15 protein-coding genes are annotated in these 19,138 nt (G+C 68.7%); 10 read left to right on the top strand and 5 right to left on the bottom strand.

The features are described 5' to 3' along the window. Positions 1-11: 11 nt before the first annotated feature. Positions 12-713 (top strand): response regulator transcription factor, encoded by a 702-nt coding sequence (locus tag VEW47_12125; GenBank protein HYS05930.1) that lies wholly within the window; start codon positions 12-14, stop codon positions 711-713. Here VEW47_12125 and VEW47_12120 read toward each other — a convergent pair. Together VEW47_12120 and VEW47_12115 are read right to left on the bottom strand one after the other, a co-directional pair. Beyond that, on the bottom strand, positions 710-2,176 hold the full coding sequence (locus VEW47_12120; protein ID HYS05929.1) for an HD domain-containing phosphohydrolase: 1,467 nt from the start codon (positions 2,174-2,176) through the stop codon (positions 710-712). The two genes, VEW47_12125 and VEW47_12120, sit on opposite strands and share 4 nt — an antisense overlap. A gap of 1 nt (position 2,177) precedes the next feature. Continuing rightward, complete coding sequence (locus tag VEW47_12115) at positions 2,178-4,418, bottom strand: HEAT repeat domain-containing protein (protein ID HYS05928.1); 2,241 nt, start codon at positions 4,416-4,418, stop codon at positions 2,178-2,180. Between the two features lie 555 nt (positions 4,419-4,973). Between VEW47_12115 and VEW47_12110 the strand changes: the two genes are divergently transcribed. The 9 genes from VEW47_12110 to VEW47_12070 all read left to right on the top strand — a co-directional run bounded on the left by VEW47_12110 (position 4,974) and on the right by VEW47_12070 (position 17,060). Next, positions 4,974-6,557 carry a putrescine aminotransferase gene (locus VEW47_12110; protein ID HYS05927.1) on the top strand — a complete coding sequence of 528 codons (1,584 nt, stop codon included), beginning with the start codon at positions 4,974-4,976 and terminating at the stop codon, positions 6,555-6,557. Next, positions 6,554-7,825, top strand: coding sequence for an aminotransferase class III-fold pyridoxal phosphate-dependent enzyme (locus VEW47_12105; GenBank protein ID HYS05926.1), 1,272 nt, complete (start codon positions 6,554-6,556; stop codon positions 7,823-7,825). Before VEW47_12110 ends, VEW47_12105 begins: the two co-directional genes overlap by 4 nt. A gap of 39 nt (positions 7,826-7,864) precedes the next feature. After that, entirely contained in the window at positions 7,865-9,337 is a 1,473-nt protein-coding gene (locus tag VEW47_12100; GenBank protein ID HYS05925.1) for an aldehyde dehydrogenase family protein, read from the top strand. A 12-nt stretch (positions 9,338-9,349) separates the two neighbouring features. Beyond that, positions 9,350-10,771, top strand: coding sequence for a 4-aminobutyrate--2-oxoglutarate transaminase (gene gabT / locus VEW47_12095; protein ID HYS05924.1), 1,422 nt, complete (start codon positions 9,350-9,352; stop codon positions 10,769-10,771). 25 nt (positions 10,772-10,796) lie between these two features. Beyond that, a complete protein-coding gene (locus tag VEW47_12090; protein HYS05923.1) occupies positions 10,797-11,561 on the top strand; it encodes an enoyl-ACP reductase in 765 nt (254 codons plus the stop codon). A 44-nt stretch (positions 11,562-11,605) separates the two neighbouring features. After that, positions 11,606-12,514 (top strand): ABC transporter ATP-binding protein, encoded by a 909-nt coding sequence (locus VEW47_12085; GenBank protein HYS05922.1) that lies wholly within the window; start codon positions 11,606-11,608, stop codon positions 12,512-12,514. After that, the gene (locus VEW47_12080; GenBank protein ID HYS05921.1) at positions 12,511-13,404 is read left to right on the top strand and encodes an ABC transporter permease subunit; all 894 of its coding nucleotides are present in this window, start codon (positions 12,511-12,513) and stop codon (positions 13,402-13,404) included. Before VEW47_12085 ends, VEW47_12080 begins: the two co-directional genes overlap by 4 nt. A gap of 49 nt (positions 13,405-13,453) precedes the next feature. Then, complete coding sequence (locus VEW47_12075) at positions 13,454-14,674, top strand: hypothetical protein (GenBank protein HYS05920.1); 1,221 nt, start codon at positions 13,454-13,456, stop codon at positions 14,672-14,674. Positions 14,675-15,158: 484 nt separating this feature from the next. Then, the gene (locus VEW47_12070; protein HYS05919.1) at positions 15,159-17,060 is read left to right on the top strand and encodes a sigma 54-interacting transcriptional regulator; all 1,902 of its coding nucleotides are present in this window, start codon (positions 15,159-15,161) and stop codon (positions 17,058-17,060) included. Here VEW47_12070 and VEW47_12065 read toward each other — a convergent pair. The 3 genes from VEW47_12065 to VEW47_12055 are packed head-to-tail and all read right to left on the bottom strand — an operon-like array spanning position 17,050 to position 18,854. Next, on the bottom strand, positions 17,050-17,625 hold the full coding sequence (locus VEW47_12065; GenBank protein HYS05918.1) for a hypothetical protein: 576 nt from the start codon (positions 17,623-17,625) through the stop codon (positions 17,050-17,052). The genes VEW47_12070 and VEW47_12065 overlap by 11 nt on opposite strands. Positions 17,626-17,632: 7 nt before the next feature. Beyond that, positions 17,633-18,193 carry a dCMP deaminase family protein gene (locus VEW47_12060; GenBank protein ID HYS05917.1) on the bottom strand — a complete coding sequence of 187 codons (561 nt, stop codon included), beginning with the start codon at positions 18,191-18,193 and terminating at the stop codon, positions 17,633-17,635. Further along, positions 18,180-18,854, bottom strand: a complete 675-nt coding sequence (locus VEW47_12055; GenBank protein HYS05916.1) for a peptidylprolyl isomerase — start codon at positions 18,852-18,854, stop codon at positions 18,180-18,182. The genes VEW47_12060 and VEW47_12055 overlap by 14 nt, the downstream gene beginning before the upstream one ends. Positions 18,855-19,138 lie beyond the last annotated feature (284 nt).

The raw sequence follows: 19,138 nt of genomic DNA, 5'->3' as shown, positions 1-19,138 counted from the left end.
GGCGCGTCAACATGCAGAGCCACAGAAAGACGCGCGTGCTGGTGGCGGACGATCACACGATCGTGCGCCAGGGCCTGCGGGCCATTCTCGAGGCGGAGAGGGACATCGAGGTGGTCGGGGAAGCCGCCGACGGGCGTGAGGCGGTGCGCAAGGGGCTGACGCTGAAGCCGGATGTGGTGGTCATGGACGTGAGCATGCCGCGCATGAACGGCCTCGAGGCCACGACGCGCATCGTCAAGGAGTGCCCGGCGATCCGGGTGGTCGCCCTCACCATGCACAGCAGCGAGGAGTACGTCTACTCGCTCCTGAAGGCGGGAGCGCGGGGTTACCTCCTCAAGGAATCGGTCTCCTCCGACCTGGTCGAGGCGATCCACGCCGTCGTGGGGGGAGGAACCTACCTGCACCCCTCGATATCGACCAAGGTGGTCGACGGCTACCTCAAGCGGCCGCACCCGCGCACGCGCACCGGGATGCTGGATGTCCTGACGCCGCGCGAGCGCGAGATCCTGCAGCTCATCGCCGAGGGGCACACCAACAAGGAGATCGCGAGGGTCCTGGTGCTGTCGGTGAAGACGATCGAGAACCACCGCACGCGCATCATGGACAAGCTCGAGATCCACAATGTCGCGGGGCTGACGCGCTACGCCATCAGCCACGGCATCGCCACGGCGGCGCCGCGGCCCGAGCGCCAGCGCGCGCCGTCGTCCGACTAGACGCCGGCCCCCGGAGAGCCTGCGGGGGCCGCGGCCGGCGGACGGGATGGTGGTGCCTGCGCCTTGATCGACGACAGGACGTTGCGCGCGAAACGCCCGCCCACCCGCTCCTTCTCCATCAGGTCCACGATCTCCAGACGCTGCAGCATCTGGCCTGTATTGTCGCGCAGCATCCGCACCACCGGCCGGTAGGGGTTGGCCGGATTGACGCGCACGACCACCGCCTCCTCGCCGGTGTCCATGCGCACGCGGGTCCCGGGCGGGTAAGCCCCCATGATCTGCAGGAACGCCAGGGCGAGCTGCGGGTGGAAGTCGACGCCGGCGCGGTCATTGATGATGGACGCGACCTTCTCGGGCGGGGACTCTTCCTGGTACGAGCGGCGGCTGCGCATGGCGTCGTAGGTGTCCGCCAGGTTGGTCATCAGGCTGCAGGGATGGAGCGGCCGCGGGTGGCGCGGGCGCGGGTAGCCGCCATGGTTGTAGCGCATGTGGTGCTCGAGGGCGACGAGAAGCGCCAGGTCCGGCACGCCGGGCGTCTCGCGCAGGATGTGAACTCCGTCCTGAGGATGCCTCTGCACCAGGAGGAGCTCTTCGGGCGTCAGCTTTCCAGGCTTGCTCAGGATTTCGCCCGGCAGAAGCGTCTTGCCGATGTCGTGCATCATCGAGGCGAGACCGAACTCCTGCACCGCCCGCGCGTCGCCGCCGAGCGCCTCGATCTGCGCCACGGTCAGGATGCAGACGTTGATGATGTGCGTGAAGGTGTAGGCGTGGTGCGACTTCAGGGCGGTCAGGATCAGGAAGGGGGAGCGATCCTGCTGCATCTGCTTGGCGACCGTGGTCACGAACGACTCGGCCTCCTCCAGACTGATGCGGCGTCCCTCCCGCAGCGAGCGCATCGCCTCCTCGATGAAGGTGAGTCCGTTGTCGTACGCCTCCAGGACCTCCGGACCGGTCTCGTCCAGCACCGCCTTCTTGTGCTCGGTCTCCGCCGGTTCGTCGATGACGAGGCGCCCGGCCTCGATCGACACGATCCCTTCCTTCGACATCAGGTCCGGCAGCCCCCGCCCGGCGAACCATTTCGGATCGAGGATCATGAGGGAGATGAACCGGCGCAGCTCCTCGACGCCGACGCCGCGCTTGAAGACGATCGTCTCGATGCCGCGGGTCTTCAGGCCGTCGATGAACGGGACCAGCCCCTCGCCTCCCTCCTCGACCTGCCGGCCCGAGGCCAGGAGCTTCCCCCCGACCAGCGCCAGCCGCCAATCGGGCACCAGGGCGAGGATGCGCTCGAGGTACAGCATCAGCGACTGCAGGGCGCGCGCGGCGATCGGGTGCTCGGGCGGGTACATGCGGCGCTGCGCGAGGGCGGCGCCGAGCGAGCGCGCGGCCATGGCCGACAGTCCCTGGACCTGCGCCTCCGGTCCCGCCGGCGGCACCTGCTCGGGCTGGCTCGAGTGGCTCATCTCATGTCCTCGCGGTGCGGCTGCCGGGGGCCGATCGCTGCCCGACGATCTCGGAGCAGACCGCGCGCACCGGCCATCTCCACAGGCGCGCCCCCTGCATGAGGGCGCCGAGCGCCGGGTCGGTGCCGATCTTCTCGAGCGCGCGGGCGGCGGCGATCCGCAGGGTGTCCCCCGCGGAGGGGGGGAGCCAGAAGCCGCGCATCAGGATCGAGCGCAGCCGCGGCACCGCCTCGTTGCTGCCGAGAAGGCCCAGGGTGGCGATCGCCTCCTTGAGCCGTCCGTGGCCCCGCCCGAACAGGTCGGCCTTCTCGGTCATCTCCAGGAACGTCGTGATCGTCCGGCGCCTGTCGATCGTCGCCAGGGAGCGCATCACCACATCGTAGACCTCGGCGTCGGCCAGGCAGTCCTTGAGAAGGGCGAAGGCGCGCGGGCCGCCGATCTTCCCGAGCGCGGCGACCGCGTCGCGGCGCACGCGCGGCTCGGGATGCTTCAGCGTCGTGGCGATCGTCGGGATCGTCGCGGGGTCGGCGATCTCCCCCAGGACGAGCAGGATGTTCCGGACCAGGTACCAGGACGGGTCGTTGAGCCGCCGCACCAGGGACGGCACGGCCACCTTGCCGCGCGCCGCCAGGAGCCCCAGGAAGGGACGCCGCACCTCCCAGTCCTCCTCCTGGGCGAGACCGTTCAGGAGACTCGGGACGGAATGCTCCCCCAGCGCCTCGAGCGCCTTGCCGAGCGAAGCGTGGTGCTCCGGCTCGAGTCGATGAAAGTCCCGCCGGTACGACCGCACCAGCCCCTCGGCGGTGGCCGCGAGGGCGCGCTGCGCCGCCTCGCGGATGTGCGGCTGCGGCGGCGGGTCCGTGGCGAGGAGGCCGCGCACCGATTCCACGACACCGGCGCTGTCCGCGTACCAGCCGGGGTTGAGCGAGACGGCGCGCTTCTCGATCTGATCGAGCGCCACCCACTGCCGGGCCGGCTCCTGGTCGATCGCGACCAGGTCTCCGAACAGGAGCCAGGCGCGGCGACCGATCCCCCCGGGTGTGAGCGCCTCGACGAAGTCCGGGATCGCCATCAGCTCGTTCTTCAGCCCCTCCTCGAGAGGCGGCGCGTTCTCCCCGATCATCTCCAGGAGCCCCTTGTACTCGCGCGAGATCCAGTCGTCCTGCGACTCCTTGAGCAGATCCTCGACCGAGTCCCAGACGTCCTTCGGCGGCGGCTCGTTCTGCCGGGCGGCGCGCAGCGCCTCCTGGAGCCCGCTCTTCTCCAGGTCGCTCACGCCCCGGTCGATGAAGACCTTGCGGATGACGCTCGACAGCCGGGCGTTGAGGTTCCCCTCCGTCTGGACCAGGGAGACGATGAGCTCCCCCAGCTTGTCCTCGGGGATCCGGGCCCTGATGGCCGTGCCGAGGTCGACGTCGGTCCCCGGGATCGGGATGTTGGCGCCGAGCAGGTCCCTGCGGGAGGCGGGATCGAGCGCCATGAGGGCGGAGGCCAGGTTCTGCGCCAGGGAGGCCATCGCCTCGGGCTCGCTGGCAGCGACCTCGGCGGCGATGCTCTTGAGCGCCGCGGTCAGGAGGGCGACGCGCTCGGGGCCGGCCGAGACCAGGATCTCGCGCAGCGACGTCATCAGCTCCCAGGCGGCGCCCGGGTCGCCGGCGACGCGGCGGATCAGATGCTGGCCGCCGGGGGGGAGCGGTCCTCGTCCGGCCAGGTAGCGGGCCAGAAGGTCGCTCCAGCTCAGGCTCTGCTTCGGCTTCTCCTCCACCGGGGCGTCGCCGGTGTCGGTGCGGGCCGACTTGAGGGCCGCCGAGGCGTCGAACTCGATGACGGCGATCCCGCCGAGCCGCCTCTCCTCCAGGCTCTTCCTGGGGCCGCCTCTGGCCCGCAGCGTCCCCGGATCGAGGGCGATGACCTCGAGGAACCCCTTCAGCGAGTCCCCCTCGATCGGTGAGCGGAACAGGAGCGCGCCGAGATCCCTCCGGCTGAGATAGCTGGCGAAGCCGGCCAGGATCCGATCCCCCTCCGCCAGCGGCGCGCCGTCCAGAAGGAAGGATGTCTCGCTCACGCCCACCGTCAGGGCTTCCGTGTCAGACATCGCCTCTTTCAGCAGGAGGGCCGCCTTGTCGAGGGCCGACACGACAGTCGGGTGCTGCGCGGGGTAGAACGACAGGACCTTGGTGGCGGTCGCCAGCTGTTTGAGGGCTCGCGCCAGGGGACTGCTAGGCTCCGGCGAGGTCGTCATCTGCATCCCGGCCGCGCGCGGCCTGAAGCTCCAGAAGCCGGGTAAATATGATGTAGGAGAGACCGGAAAGCAAACCGGTGCCCCTGGCCATTGCCATCGACCTAAATCTATTTGTGTCAGCGCTTTATGATTACTTCAACGATCCCGTGAACGGGGCTCCGTCCCGACCGGGACCCGCATGCCAGGGTCATGCGCCGGACCCCGCCTTGACGAGGATCGGCCCGGGCAATTACAATCTCCTCACCTTCAGGAGTCTTTCACATGCTCACAAGCCCCCGCACAGTCCGGAATCGACGGCCAGGCCGACCGGTTTCCGCCGTCATCCAGGGGCGTCGGATCCTCCTGAGGGGACCCGCCGGCAGTCTCCGCAAGACCCGGCCGTTCCTGACCGACACCTAGTAAGCCTCGCCCAAGCCGGCGACACCCCGACAAAGGCCTCAGGGCCGTCCAACACAGGTCGCTGTCTTGGCTCATGGAGCCCGGGGGGGAGTCTTGTCTTTTCTGGATTCGCTGGAACGAAAGAGGCCTCATATGAAAAACACAATGAAGCGGGACATGAGATCGAAGGGGGGGAGCGGCGGCGGAGACGTGGTGCTCCTGTCGAACGTCCGCCTGGCGTCCGCCGGCAAGCCGGCCGGCAACGGCGCCCGCAAGGGGGATCCGCCGCCGACGGTGACGATGAAGGTGGCCCCGCGGAGCGCCGACCCGATGCCGGTGAGCGCTCCTGAGAAACGCGCCGCCGTCCGCAAGAGCCTGAAGGCGGCTGCCAAGGCGAGGGCGCGACGCGGCGCGCGGCGCTTCACGGCCGAAAAGGTCATCAAGGAGTCGCAGCGCTGGCTCAACATCATCGCCAACGCCAACAAGCTGAACCTGGCCAGGAAGAAGACCGTCGTCAAGGAGACGGTCAAGTCGTTCAACGCCTATTTCAACTCCGGATTCCTGGAGTACCGCAAGTCGGTGGCGGAGGCCGAGCAGTACGCCGCGATCGAATGGACCGGCCAGGGCTCCTACATCGAAGACATCATGGGGCGGCAGTACATCGACTGCCTGGGCGGCTTCGGGATCTACAGCGCCGGCGTCCGTCACCCGAAGATCGTCGAGGCGGTGCGCAGCCAGCTCGATCGGATGCCGTTGTCCAGCCAGGAGCTGCTCGACCCCCTGCGCGGGGCGCTGGCGGAGCTCCTGGGGGAGATCGCCCCCGGCAATCTCCAGAAGTGCTTCTTCATCAATAACGGCACCGACGCGGTCGAAGGGGCGATGAAGCTGGCCCGGCTCTACACGGAGAAGTCCGGATTCATCTCCACGATCCGTGGTTTTCATGGCAAGTCGTACGGATCGCTGTCGCTCATGGGCAAGGCGGAGTACCGGGTGGCCTTCGAGCCTCTCCTGCAGGACGTCTATTTCGTGGAGTTCGGCGACGCCGACGAGGTCGAGTGGCAGCTCAAGAAGGCGCGCGACGTGGGGCTGGACATCGCGGCCGTGGTGGCCGAGCCGGTGCAGGGGGAGGCGGGGGCGATCGTACCCCCCGACGACTACTGGCCGCGCCTGAGGGAGATCTGCGACGAGTACGACGTCCTCCTGATCGCCGACGAGGTGCAGACCGGCATGGGGCGCACCGGCAAGCTGTTCGGGGTCGAGCACTGGGACGTGATCCCGGACATCATGTGCCTGGGGAAGGCGCTCGGGGGCGGGGTGATGCCGCTGTCCGCCTTCATCTCGACGCCGGAGATCTGGAAAGTCCTTGAGGCCAACCCGTTCCTGCACTCGTCGACCTTCGGCGGCAATCCGCTCGCCTGCGCCGCCGGGATCGCCGCGATCAATGTGACCCTGGAAGAGGACCTGCCGGGCCAGGCCGCCGTGTCGGGGGAGTACTTCCTGGCGGGGCTGCGCGACATCCAGTCCCGCTACCCCGAGCACCTCGTCGACGTGCGCGGCAAGGGGCTCCTGATCGGCGTCGAGTTCGACAACACCGAGTTCGGCTACTCCGTGGCGGCCGGGCTGTTCCGTCGCGGCGTCCTGGTGGCCGGCACGCTCCTGAACGCCAAGACGATCCGGATCGAGCCGGCTCTGTCGATCCCCAGGAAGCTGATCGACGAGGTCCTGGGGCATCTCGACGACACGCTGAAGAGCCTTTCGTGAAGCTGCCGATCGAACGCGACCTGACCCGCGCCGAGCAGGAGGCGATCGCCGCGGAGGGGATCGACAACTGGAACGCCTACCTGCGCCGCTTCCCGAAGACACGCGACCGTGACCGCGATCGCGCCCAGGTCGAGTGGAGCGGCGAGGGCTCGGTGATCCGGAACATCTACGGCGACGAGTACATCGACTGTCTCGGCGGTTACGGGATCTTCTCCCTGGGGCACCGGCACCCGGAAGTGGTGCGCGCCGTCAAGGACCAGCTCGACCGGATGCCGTTGCACAGCCAGTACCTGGTCAACCCGATCACGGCCGAGGCGGGGCGCCGGCTCGCCGAGGTGGCCCCCGGCGGACTGAAGCGGACCTTCTTCTGCAACAGCGGCACCGAGGCGGTGGAGGGGGCCCTCAAGCTCGCGCGCCTGTACACGAAGAAACGAGGATTCATCTCGACCGAGAACTCGTTCCACGGCAAGTCGATGGGCAGCCTGTCGGTCACCGGCCGCCCGGTGTTCCGCGAGCCGTTCCAGCCGCTCCTGCAGGACGTGTCGTTCGTGCCGTACGGGGACGCCGCGGCCATCGACAAGGCGATGCGGAAGGACACCGCCGCCGTCATCCTCGAGCCGGTGCAGGGGGAGGGGGGCGTCATCGTGCCCCCCGACGACTACTGGCCGCGCGTCCGCGAGACCTGCACCAGGAACGGCGTCCTCCTGATCGCGGACGAGGTGCAGACCGGGCTCGGCCGCACCGGCGCCTTGTTCGGGGTGAACCATTGGAACGTCGTGCCGGACATCCTCTGCCTGGCGAAGGCGCTGTCCGGCGGAGTCGTCCCCTGCGGCTCGTTCACGACGACGGACGAGATCTTCGCGTCGTTCCACGCCAACCCGATGTGGCACTCGTCGACGTTCGGGAACAACCCGCTCGCGGCCACCGCCGCCGCCAAGGCGATCGAGATCACCGTGCGCGACCGCCTGAGCGAGCGCTCCGCCCGCCTCGGCGCCCTCCTCCTGGACCGGCTTCGATCGCTGCAACGCAAGCATCCGTGGGCGATCGACGAAGTCCGGGGGAAGGGTCTGCTCATCGGCATCGAGATGCGCGACGAGGCGCTCGGGGCCACGGTCACCGAGGTGCTCTACGAGAAGCGCGTCCTGGTCGCCTATGCCCTGAACCGGCCGCGGGTCATCCGCGTCGAGCCGCCGCTCAACATCCCGGAAGAGCTCCTCGACCGCCTGGTCGAGTCGCTGGACGCGGCCCTCGCGGGCCGGAACGGCTGACCCTTCCTGTCCCGCGGATACGCAGGGGTATAATGCGCCATGCAGCGCATGTGGATCGACGGCCAATGGACCGGGAGCGTCTCGAAGAAGTGCTTCCCGATCGACAATCCCGCCACCGAAGAGATCATCGACGAAGTGCCGCGCGCCAATGCCCAAGACGCCGATCTGGCGGTGGAGTCCGCCGCCGAGGCGTTCGGCGACTGGCGCGGCGTCCCCGGAATCGAGCGGGCGGCCCTCATGCACGACTTCGCCACGCGCCTGCGGGGGAAGGCGATGGCGGTGGCGCGGCGGCTCACCCTCGAGGGAGGGAAGCCGCTCATCGAGAACCTGGACGAGGTCGAATGGTGCGCCGCCTGCTTCGATTACTACGGCGAGCTGGCGCGCGACCAGGGGGGAAAGGTCCCCTCGCCGGTCTTCCGGCACCAGATCAACTTCGTCCGCAAGGAGCCGTACGGCGTCGTCGTCGCCATCGTCCCCTGGAACTACCCGCTCCTCCTCCTGACCTGGAAGCTGGCGCCGGCCCTGGCGGCGGGCAACACCGTCGTCATCAAGCCGTCGAACGAGACCCCTCTGTCGACCCTGATGCTGGCCGAGGATCTCGGGATCTTCGGCAAGGGGGTCGTGAACATCCTCACCGGCTTCGGGACCGAGGTCGGCGATCCCCTGGTCGTGCATCCCGACGTCCAGCTCATCGCCTTCACGGGGAGCATCGCCACCGGCAAGGCGATATCGACGGCCGCGGCGCCCCACCTCAAGAAGCTGAACCTCGAGCTGGGCGGCAACGACCCGTTCATCGTCTGCGACGACGTCGATCTCGAGGTCGCGGCGCGCGGCGCCGTCTGGGCGGCGTTCCTCAACATGGGGCAGGTCTGCACCTCGGGGGAGCGCTTCTACGTGTTCGAGAGGGTCTATGAGGAGTTCACGAAGAAGTTCGTCGCCCTGGCGAAGAAGCTGAGGCTCGGGAACCCGATGGGGCCGGACATCGACTGCGGGCCGCTCATCCGCGAGGCGCACCGGAAGCAGATCGAGGCCAGGATCGAGGAGGCGGTGTCGCAGGGGGCCCGGGTGATGTGCGGCGGGCGGCGGCCGCCGGCCCTCAAGAAGGGGTACTTCTTCGAGCCCACCGTCCTGACGAATGTCAGCCATAAGATGTCGATCATGAAGTCCGAGACGTTCGGCCCGATCGCCCCGATCATGCCTGTCAAGGGAATCGAAGAAGCCGTGCGCCTGGCGGACGACTCGGAGTACGGCCTGGGGGCGAACATCTACACCAACAATCTCGAATACGCCATGTACGCGATGGAGAATGTCCACGCGGGAACGTTCTGGATCAACGATCCGTTGACAGACAATGACGCCGCACCGTTCGGCGGCATGCGCAAGAGCGGCATCGGCCGGGAGCTCGGCATCGAGGGGCTGGACGCCTTCCGGGAGCCGAAGCACGTCCACATGGACTACAAGATCGAGGCGAAGCCGTACTGGTACCCTTACCGCTGGAGCGACCTCAAGTAAGGAATCGCAGGAATGACGAAGCACATCGTCCTGAAGACCGCGATACCGGGTCCGCGCTCGCAGGAGCTTCTGAGGGCCCGCCAGGCCGCGGTGCCCCGCGGCCCCTACAACATCACGCCCCTGTTCATCGCCCGTGGCGAAGGGGCCGTGCTCGAGGACGTGGACGGCAACCGCTACCTCGACTTCGCCGGCGGCATCGGCGTGCTCAACACCGGCCACGCGCCGAAGAGCGTCGTCCGGGCGATCCAGCAGCAGGCCGAGAAATACATCCACTCCTGCTTCCATGTCACGATGAACGAGCCGTACATCAGGCTGGCCGAGGTCATGAACCGCATCACCCCCGGGTCGTTCCAGAAGAAGACCTTCTTCGCCAACTCCGGGGCCGAGGCGGTCGAGAACGCCGTCAAGGTGGCGCGCAACTTCACCCGCCGGTCCGCGATCGTCTGCTTCGAGGACGCCTTCCACGGTCGCACCCTCCTGGCCATGTCCCTGACCAGCAAGGTCCATCCTTATAAAGACCACTTCGGACCGTACGCCGCCGAGATCCACAGGATGCCCTTCTCCTACTGCTACCGCTGCCCGTGGGGGAAGCGCTACCCGGGGTGCAACATCGAGTGCGGCACGTTCCTGGAGGACTTCTTCAAGCGTTACGTCGATCCGGCCTCGGTCGCGGCCCTCATCGTCGAGCCGGTCATGGGGGAGGGGGGCTTCATCATGCCGCCCCAGGAGTACTACCCGATCCTGGTCAACATCTGCCGCAAGTACGACATCCTGGTGATCGCCGACGAGGTGCAGACCGGGTTCGGGCGCACGGGGAAGATGTGGGCCTGCGAGCACTGGGGGATCGAGCCGGACATCCTGATCGCGTCGAAATCGATCGCCGCGGGCCTGCCGTTGTCCTCGATCACCGGCCGGGCCGAGATCATGGACGCGCCGATGGAGGGGAGCCTCGGCGGCACCTTCGGCGGCAACCCCGTGGCCTGCGCGGCGGCCCTGGCGGTGATCGAGACGATCGAGAAGCAGACCCTCGCCGAGAGAGCGGCCCGGATCGGGGAGAAGGTCCGCGACCGGTTCGAGGCGCTGTGGAAGAAGTGCCCGTCCGTCGGCAACGTGCGCGGCGTCGGGGCGATGCGGGCGATCGAGTTCGTCAAGGACCGCGCCACGAAGGAGCCGGCGAAAGAGCTGGTGAACCGCATCGTGCGGCTGTGCTACGAGCGTGGTCTCATCGTCATCGGCGCGGGGACCTACGGCAACGTCATCCGGACGCTGATGCCCCTGGTGATCACCGAGGAGCAGCTGGAGGAGGGGCTCGACGTCCTGGAGGGGGCGATCGTGGAGGCGGCGCAGTCGCTGCAGCCCGCCCCGATCGAGACCCGGGCGCCGGCCCCGATCGGCCCCCGCCCGGGCGGCGAGGGGGTCACCGGAGTCGTCTGAGGGTTTTCGTGGGAGGGGACGCGGCATGCTCCTGGAAGGGAAGAAGGGTCTCATCGTCGGGGTCGCCAACAAGCGCAGCATCGCCTGGAGCATCGCCGAGGCCCTGCACCGCGAGGGGATGCGACTGGCGTTCAACTACCAGGGGGACCGCCTGGAGGAGAACGTGCGCTCCCTCGCCGCGACGCTCGAGGGGTCGGTCGTCCACCCCTGCGACGTCACCCGGGACGACGAGATCGACGGCCTGTTCGCGAAGGTGAAGCAGGATTTCGGCCGGCTCGACGCCCTGGTGCACTGCGTCGCGTTCGCCCGCAAGGAGGACCTCGACGGCGAGTGCCTGGCCACCTCGCGCGAGGGTTTCAAGACGGCGCTCGACATCAGCGCCTACTCCCTCGTGGCCCTGGCGCAGCGCGCCTCCTCCCTCATGGAAGGGGGGGGCAGCATCCTCGCCCTGACCTACCTCGGATCCGAGAAGGTCGTGCCGGGGTACAACGTCATGGGCGTGGCCAAGGCGGCTCTCGAGGCGAGCATCCGCTACCTGGCGCACGACCTCGGCAAGAAGAACATCCGCGTCAACGGCATTTCCTCCGGACCGATCAGCACTCTCGCGGCGCGCGGCGTGCCGGGATTCACCAAGATGCTGTCGATCGTGCGCGAGCGATCGCCGCTGCCGCGCAACACCGAGCCGGCCGAGGTGGGGGACGCGGCGCTGTTCCTCTGCTCCCCCCTGTCGCGCGGCATCACCGGCGAGGTGATCTTCGTGGACAACGGCTACCACATCATGGGGATGTAGGCGGAGGATCTCCGACGGACGCCGCCGCTCCCGCCCTCGCCTGCGTGTCCCTGGCCAAGACCTACCGCGCGCCGTTCGCGCGCGCCGGGGTCGTGGCGCTGCGCGGGCTCGACCTCACGGTCCCGCGCGGCCGCACGTTCGGTCTCCTGGGGCCGAACGGAGCCGGCAAGACCACTCTCGTCAAGCTGCTCCTGGCGATCGCCTTCCCGACCTCGGGCCGGGCGTCCGTCCTAGGCCGTCCCCCCGGCGACGTGCGTGCGAAGGAGCGCATCGGCTATTTGCCCGAGAACCACCGCTACCCCGCCCACCTGACGGGGGAGCAGCTCCTGCACCACTTCGGCCGACTGTCCGGTCTCAGGGGGGGCGAGCGCTCGCGGCGGGTCGAGACGCTGCTCCGGCGCGTGCGCATGGAGGAGTGGCGCTCCGTGCGCGTGCACAAGTACTCCAAGGGGATGATGCAGCGCCTGGGCATGGCCCAGGCGATCCTCAACGAGCCGGACCTGCTGATCCTGGACGAGCCGACCGACGGGGTCGACCCGATAGGACGGCGCGAGATCCGCGACCTCCTGCTGGAGCAGAGGGAGAGGGGCGCGACGATCTTCCTGAACTCGCACCTGCTGTCGGAGGTGGAGCGGCTGTGCGATCGGGTGGCCATCCTGAAGGAGGGAGTCCTCCTGCGCGAGGGACTGGTCTCCGACCTGACCCGGCCGCGGAGCGCCTGGCAGATCGACCTGCGTCCCGCGGCGCCGGGGGTCCTGGACGCCGTCCTGTCGAGCGTGCCGGATCTGCGGCCCGCGGCGGCCGGGCTGGAACTTTCGGGGGACGTTCCCGCGTTGAACCGGGCGATCGACGCGCTGCGGAGCCGCGGCCTCGAGATCGTCTCGGTCCTGCCCCGCAGGGACAGCCTCGAAGAGGTCTTCGTCCGTGTCCTCGAGGAAGGGGAGCCGCAGTGAGGTTCGCCGCGATTCTTCTCGACACCGGGCGCGAGCTCCTGTACCGCCGGACGATCATCGTCTATTTCGGCATCGTCACGCTCGTCCTGCTGTTCTTCCTCCTCGCGCTCAGGACCGACGTCGCGGGCGGAGTCATCGCCTCGCTGTCGGTGGCGGGGATGCAGGGGAGCACGTCGCCGCACGGCTTCCGGCTGGGGGACGACCCGGACGTGGCGGGGATGGGCGGCCTGACGGCGGAGACGTTCGTGCGCTACGTGCAGCTCGGCGTGGCGTTCCTGCTGTTCCCGCTCGCCATCCTGATGTCGGTCTTCGCCACGGCGAGCCTGGTGCCGCGCATGCTCGAGAAGGGGGCGATCGATCTCCTGCTGTCGAAGCCGGTCACGCGACCGGCCCTGCTCCTGTCGCGCTATGCCGGGGGGCTTTTGACGGCATCGCTCAATCTTCTGTATCTCACCTGCGGCCTGGCGGCCATCCTGGGGCTCAAGACCGGAGTCTGGAACGGCGGCTTCGTCCTGTCCGGTCTCCTGATGTCCCTCTTCTTCGCCTGCCTCTTCGCCTTCATGGTGCTGGTCGGCGTTCTCCTGCGCTCCACCACGGTGTCGATCATGATCACGGCGGCCCTGTTCTTCGTGAGCCTCCTCGTCCGCCTTCCGCACGCCAACCGCGACTGGCCGCTCCTGATCACGTCGCGGGTGGCGCGTTTCCTGGCGCAGGCGACCGTGGAGACGCTGTACCATGCCCTGCCGCAGAGCTACGACTTCGTGCGGTCGACGATGACCCTCATCCGGCACGACGGGGGAGTCGCGTGGGGCTCTGTTCTCGGCTCGGTCGCGTCGGGTGCCGTGGCGCTGGCCGCCGCGGTCGTCTATTTTTCGCGCAAGGACTACTGAGGGACGCCCGCGCGGCTTCGACCGCGCCCGCCCCGGAGGGAAGGACACGATGAGAACGAAACGTCACGCGGTCCTCGCGATAGCGCTCGCTCTGCTGGCGGCTGCCCCGGGCTGCGGGGGCCGGAAGGGGGCGGCGGGCCTGGTGCGCTCGAGCGCTCTCGGGACCTACCCGCGGGAGACCGCCGCCCTGGTGGTCATGGAGGTCAGGAAGATCCGCGCGCTTCACCCCGACACTCCCTGGCTGAAGGACATGGCCGCGCTCTCCGGTCGAGACGGGGGAATCGTCACGGAGATCGTGCACCGCCTGGGCCCGGACTTCCTGGCGACCCTCGACCGGCTGAGCCTGGCGGTCGTACCCGGGCCCGCTCACACCATCGCGTATGGCGTGCTCGCGGAAGGCACGTTCGACGGCGCCAAGGTTCGGGAGGCCCTGGGAGGGGACAAACTCCTGACCCTGGTCGAGGTCGGCACCCTGGACTTCAGCGTCGTGCTCCTCAAGGACGGCAGCATCGCGCTGGGGCCGAAGAGCGTGCTCGAGACGATGCTGGCGAATGAAAAGTCCCGCGGACACGGCCTGGACGGAAGCCCGACGATCCTGACGCCCCTCGAGGAGGTGCGGCAGGAGGCGCAGTTCTGGGGTGCGATCGATTGCAGGAGCCTGCAGTCGCTGCTCAAGGACGCTCCCGGACCGACCGATCTGTCCGGCCTGACTTTCAACTCCGCACCGGTCCAGTCGCTGGTGTCGATCGCCTTCCGCGGCGTGGCCGGAGACACGGTGGACCTCGATCTCTTCGGCCGCGCGGATGCCGAGGCGAACGCCAGGATGCTCGCCGACGCCGCCCGCGGCCTGGTCGCCCTCGGCCGGGTCGGCGCCTCGCGGGACGAGGCCAGGGAATGGCTCGAGCTCCTCGACGGCATCCGTATCAGCCAGGGCGGCCCCGGCATCGTCGTGCACGCTTCGATCCCGGCGAAGACTATGGAATCGTTCGTCGCCCAGATGATTGCGAGCCGGCCGCCCGCAGGAGAGGCTCGTGCTCCCGTTGCAGCGGCGGCACCCGCGGGACCGCAGACGCCGGCAGGACGGCCGGGCGCCGTGGCCCCTGCGGCACCGGGATCGGCCGCGTCGCAGGCGAAAACCGTTCCCCGGAAGCCGGTCGAATCGTCCCGAAAGGAGTCGCAATCGACGGTGTCTGCGCCGCCAGGGGACAGGCCCAGCAGGCCGGCCCCTGAACCACAGAGCACGCGAACGCCATCGGACGGCGCCCCCTGAGATAGGGCCGCGACGAGCCGAAGCGTCGCGCCGCCGCCAGGGCCCTGAATCCCGGCTCGCCGTTCGGAGCGGCATCACAGTGCTCCTCGAACGGGCAGGCCTCGGCCATCAAATCGACACCCCGCACGTCTTCGAGGGAGTGCACGAACGACCGGAAGCGGGCCCCCCCTCCTGCCACCCGACCGCTTCCGGCCTCTTTCCTGTGCATGACACCGCCCCTTCCTTCGTGTGAAGAGCGCCAGCATTGAACCGACAACCTCCGGAGGCTGTCCACCCTTCGTCGTTGCGCTTCTCTAAGGCAAGTGACGTGCCAGTCCCTCCCCGATTGCCGAGGGCCCTGGCGCGATCGCCGGAACCCGTGGAAATGCGCGGGGTTGATGGGATCCGCCCGCCGGGGGGAGGGGAGGGCGGTGCGGAAAATCGCCGCCCATCCGCTATCCAATCGGATAGAAGGACTATCCGATTGGGTATAATTTCCGAACCCATGGAACCGAAACTCGCGGCTGTGGCGGGACCGCGGCAAGGCACGGTCATCTCCCTGGGCGCCGTCCGCACCGGCGTGGGGCGCGACGCCACGAACGAGATCTGCCTTCAAAGCATGTGGGTGTCCCGCCGGCACTGCGTCTTCGAGAGGCAGGGGGCGGGGGTGACCGTCACCGACCTGGGAAGCCACAACGGAACGTTCGTGAACGGCGTCCCTGTGAAGGAACGCCCCCTCCTGCACGGCGATCAGGTCCGCATCGGCGACTCCATCTTCCTCGTCCTCCTGCTGGAGAACGAGCCAGTCCCCGCGGGCGCCCCGGTGGAGCTGAAAGAGCAGGGGATGGTCACGGGGTCGACGATCGAGCTGTCGAGGACGGCCGCCTCGAGGAGTCCCGCGGCGTCCTCACCGTCGTCGGGACGGGTGGAGCGGGACCTGTCGGCGCTTCTGCGCATCAACACCGCGATCAACTCGATCCAGGGGGTGCAGGCGCTCGAACGCGCGCTCCTGGAGTCGCTCTTCGAGGTCGTCCCGGCCGAGCGCGGCGCCGTGCTCCTCGCCGGCAGGGGGTCGGACGAGATCGCCTCGACCTTCGGCCTGGAAAAGGACGCCGGTCCGGTCCAGGGCATCCGGGTCAGCCGGACCATCGTGCTGCGCGTCCTGCGCGAGCGGGTGTCGATCCTGTGCAACGACGTGCGCGACAGCGACGACTTCGGGGCGTCCCAGAGCCTCCTGGGGGCGGACGTCCACTCGGTGCTCGCCGTGCCGCTGTCGTTCGGCGCGAGGCCCCTCGGTGTCGTGTACCTCGACACGAGCCGCCCCAAGATACGTTTCGACGAGGGGCATCTCGAGCTCCTGACCGCGGTCGCGGGGATCGCCTCGGTGGCGCTCGAGAACGCGCGGCAGATCGAGTGGCTCGAGGGGGAGAACCGTCGCCTGCGGCAGGACGCCGAGGTGTCGCACAACATGGTGGGGGAGGGCTCCGCGATGGCCGCCGTGCTCGGATTCGTGGCCAAGGCGGCCCCCACCGATTCGACCGTCCTGATCACGGGCGAGAGCGGCACCGGCAAGGAGCTGGTCGCGCGTGCCCTCCATCAGAACAGCCCGCGGGCCGCCAGGCCCTTCGTCGCCATCAACTGCGCGGCCCTGGCGGAGACGCTCCTGGAGAGCGAGATGTTCGGCCACGAGCGCGGGGCGTTCACCGGGGCGGTCCTGCAGAAGAAGGGGAAGATCGAGGTCGCCGACGGGGGGACGCTGTTCCTGGACGAGGTGGGGGAGCTGGCCCCGGCGCTGCAGGCGAAGCTCCTGCGCGTCCTGCAGGAGCACGTCTTCGAGAGGGTGGGCGGAACCCGGCCGATCAAGGTGGACGTGCGTCTCATCACCGCCACCAACCGCGACCTGAAGGAGATGACCAGGACCGGAGGCTTTCGCGAGGACCTGTTCTACCGCATCAATGTCGTGGCGCTCGAGATGCCGACCCTGCGCGCGCGCCGGGAGGACATTCCGCTGCTGGCGCGCTACTTCGCGTCGAAGTACGGCGAGCGCTGCAACCGCAGGATCGCCGGGATCTCGGGCGGGGCGCTCGACTGCCTGATGCGCTACGAATGGCCCGGGAACGTGCGCGAGCTGGAGAATGCCATCGAGCGCGCCGTGGTCCTGGGGTCGGGCGAAATGATCCGGCCGGAAGATCTGCCCGAGAGCGTCCTCGAGGCCGGGCCGCCGGGGGGGCCGCCCGTCACCCGGTACCACGAGTCTCTCCAGGAGACCAAGAAGCAGCTCATCGTGAAGGCGTTCAAGGAGGCGGGGGGCAACTACGTCGAGACCGCGCGCCTCCTGGACGTGCATCCCAACTACCTGCACCGCCTCATCCGGAACATGGACCTGAAGGGACTGCTCAGGAAGTAGCCGGGCCGCGATTTCTCTGGAACGTCTCCAGCAGCACCATCAGACGCTCGGCCTCGACCGCGAAGCGATCGATTGTCTGCCGGGCGGTCTCGTCCTCCGGCCTGAGCCTCGCGATGCTGCGGCTGAGGGCGTGGATGGTCGTGACCGGCTGGGCGAGATCGTGCACGAGGTCGCGGTAGCGGCGGTAGAAGACCAGGCGGCGCAGGAAGAGGAGCGTCGCCAGGATCTCCCCCGGCTGCGGAGGGCGCGCGACCGAGGCGAAGGCGTCCTCGTGCCAGCCGGCCGGAACAACGGGGGACGGGCCGCCGCCGAGCACCAGGAGTGGAAACGAGGCGGGGCCGGCGAAGGGGGCCAGGAGATCGAGGATCCGGGTGTACTGTTCGGACGGGAGGTCGCGGTCCAGGATCAGCGCGTCGCAGGGCCCGCCCCCCGGGGCCAGGAGCCCGGCCCCGTCCCGGCCGTCCGCTCCCAGGACGGTGTATCCCGCGCGCCGGAGCAGCGTCGCGAGCGGCTCGCCGACGTCGTCGTCCTCGGAAAGGACCAGGACGCGCGTCTCGGGCGTCACGGCCGTCTCAGTCCTCGGGACCCTGCCAGTCGCAGCCGCCCCCCCGTGCCCGTCCGCCCGCAGCGCCCTTCGCGGCGCGCACCGTGCCTGGGGCCGCCCCCGCCCCGCCCGAAGCGAGATCGATGAGATCGATCCCGAGCTTCCTGGCGACCTCGAGGCTCTTCCGATCGCGGTAGAACTCGCCGTAGTAGATCGTCGTGATCCCGGCGTTGGCGATCAGCTTGAAGCAGTTCCAGCAGGGGCTGGCGGTGGTGTACATCTCCGCCCCCTCGATCATCACGCCGTTCTTCGCGGCCTGCAGGATGGCGTTCGCCTCGGCGTGGATGGTGGCGACGCAGTGGCCTCCCTCCAGGTCGTGGCCGACGTCGTCGCAATGGGGCATGCCGCGGATCGATCCGTTGTATCCGGTGGACAGGATCGTCTTGTCGCGGACGATCACCGCCCCCACGTGCTTGCGGTCGCACGTGGAGCGGCTCGCCACCTGGCGCGCGATGTTCATGAAGTAGGTGTGCCAGTCGACGCGGCGCTCCGTCTTGCGGGCCGCGGCCTTCGCTTCAGCGCGTCTCAATCGTGACCTTCTCCATCACGACGTTCTGGAGGGGGCGGTCGTTGCGGGCCTTCGGGACCTGGGAGATCTTGTCCACGACGTCCATCCCCTCGAGGACCCGCCCGAAGATGGTGTATTGATTGTCGAGCCCCTTGTTGTCCGCCTGCATGATGAAGAACTGGCACGACCCGCTGTTCGGGTCGCTGGTGCGGGCCGTCGAGACCATGCCGCGCACGTGGCTGTACTTCGTCGTGAATTCGGCCGGCATCTTGCGCGGCCCGTCCCCCGAGCCGTCGTTGGTGGGGTCGTCGTCCTTGGAGAGCGGATCGCCCCCCTGGATCATGAAGCCGTTGATGACGCGGTGGAACGTGGTGCCGTTGTAGAAGCCGCTCTTCGCCAGCTCCTTGAAGTTCGCGACCATCTTCGGGGCCACGTCGGGAAGGAACTCGAACACGATCGTCCCGAGATTCGTCTTGATGACGGCGACTTCCTTCTTGCCGGCAGGCTTGTCCATGGACCCTTTCTCGGGCGCGGCCTTCGCGGCCGGTGGCGCGCCCGCGGCGGGCGTCGGGGTTGGGGAGCCCTGCGCGAGCGCGAGAGCGGTGCCGAATGCGGCGCACGCGACGAGCGGGGCGGCGAGCGCGGCCATGCGGCGCCCGCGAATCGAGACCGTTGTCATCATCAGTCCTCCACAGGAATTCGAATGCCCGTGACTGTCTCTCGGGGCGGTGGATTGTAACAGATGCTCCGGAGGGCCGCCAATCGGACCGCTTCCTGCCGGGCCTCGGTGCCCGGGTGGCGGGCCGCACAGGGGCGCGCCTCATGTTTCTGTGAAGTGGCTGGTCACTGTCAAGATCGTGTGCCGATCACCGCAGCTCCTTTCGGACAGACGAGCGTCAGGCTCAGCGAGGTTCCTCACCCTTCTGTTCGCGCTCCACGAGGGCGACACGTAGTCGCCGGCGCACG

The organism is Candidatus Dormiibacterota bacterium (genome assembly GCA_035635555.1).
Lineage (GTDB): Bacteria > Acidobacteriota > Polarisedimenticolia > Gp22-AA2 > Gp22-AA2 > Gp22-AA3.
Note: the sequence above shows the minus strand (reverse complement) of the source record. Positions and strands in the feature narration are given on the sequence as shown.

Excerpts from the sequence above, each read along its gene's own strand:
- VEW47_12125 (HYS05930.1), top strand. The coding sequence starts at position 12 with ATGCAGAGCCACAGAAAGACGCGCGTGCTGGTGGCGGACGATCACACG.
- VEW47_12120 (HYS05929.1), bottom strand. The coding sequence starts at position 2,176 with ATGAGCCACTCGAGCCAGCCCGAGCAGGTGCCGCCGGCGGGACCGGAG.
- VEW47_12115 (HYS05928.1), bottom strand. The coding sequence starts at position 4,418 with ATGACGACCTCGCCGGAGCCTAGCAGTCCCCTGGCGCGAGCCCTCAAA.
- VEW47_12110 (HYS05927.1), top strand. The coding sequence starts at position 4,974 with ATGAGATCGAAGGGGGGGAGCGGCGGCGGAGACGTGGTGCTCCTGTCG.
- VEW47_12100 (HYS05925.1), top strand. The coding sequence starts at position 7,865 with ATGCAGCGCATGTGGATCGACGGCCAATGGACCGGGAGCGTCTCGAAG.
- gabT (HYS05924.1), top strand. The coding sequence starts at position 9,350 with ATGACGAAGCACATCGTCCTGAAGACCGCGATACCGGGTCCGCGCTCG.
- VEW47_12090 (HYS05923.1), top strand. The coding sequence starts at position 10,797 with ATGCTCCTGGAAGGGAAGAAGGGTCTCATCGTCGGGGTCGCCAACAAG.
- VEW47_12075 (HYS05920.1), top strand. The coding sequence starts at position 13,454 with ATGAGAACGAAACGTCACGCGGTCCTCGCGATAGCGCTCGCTCTGCTG.
- VEW47_12070 (HYS05919.1), top strand. The coding sequence starts at position 15,159 with ATGGAACCGAAACTCGCGGCTGTGGCGGGACCGCGGCAAGGCACGGTC.
- VEW47_12055 (HYS05916.1), bottom strand. The coding sequence starts at position 18,854 with ATGATGACAACGGTCTCGATTCGCGGGCGCCGCATGGCCGCGCTCGCC.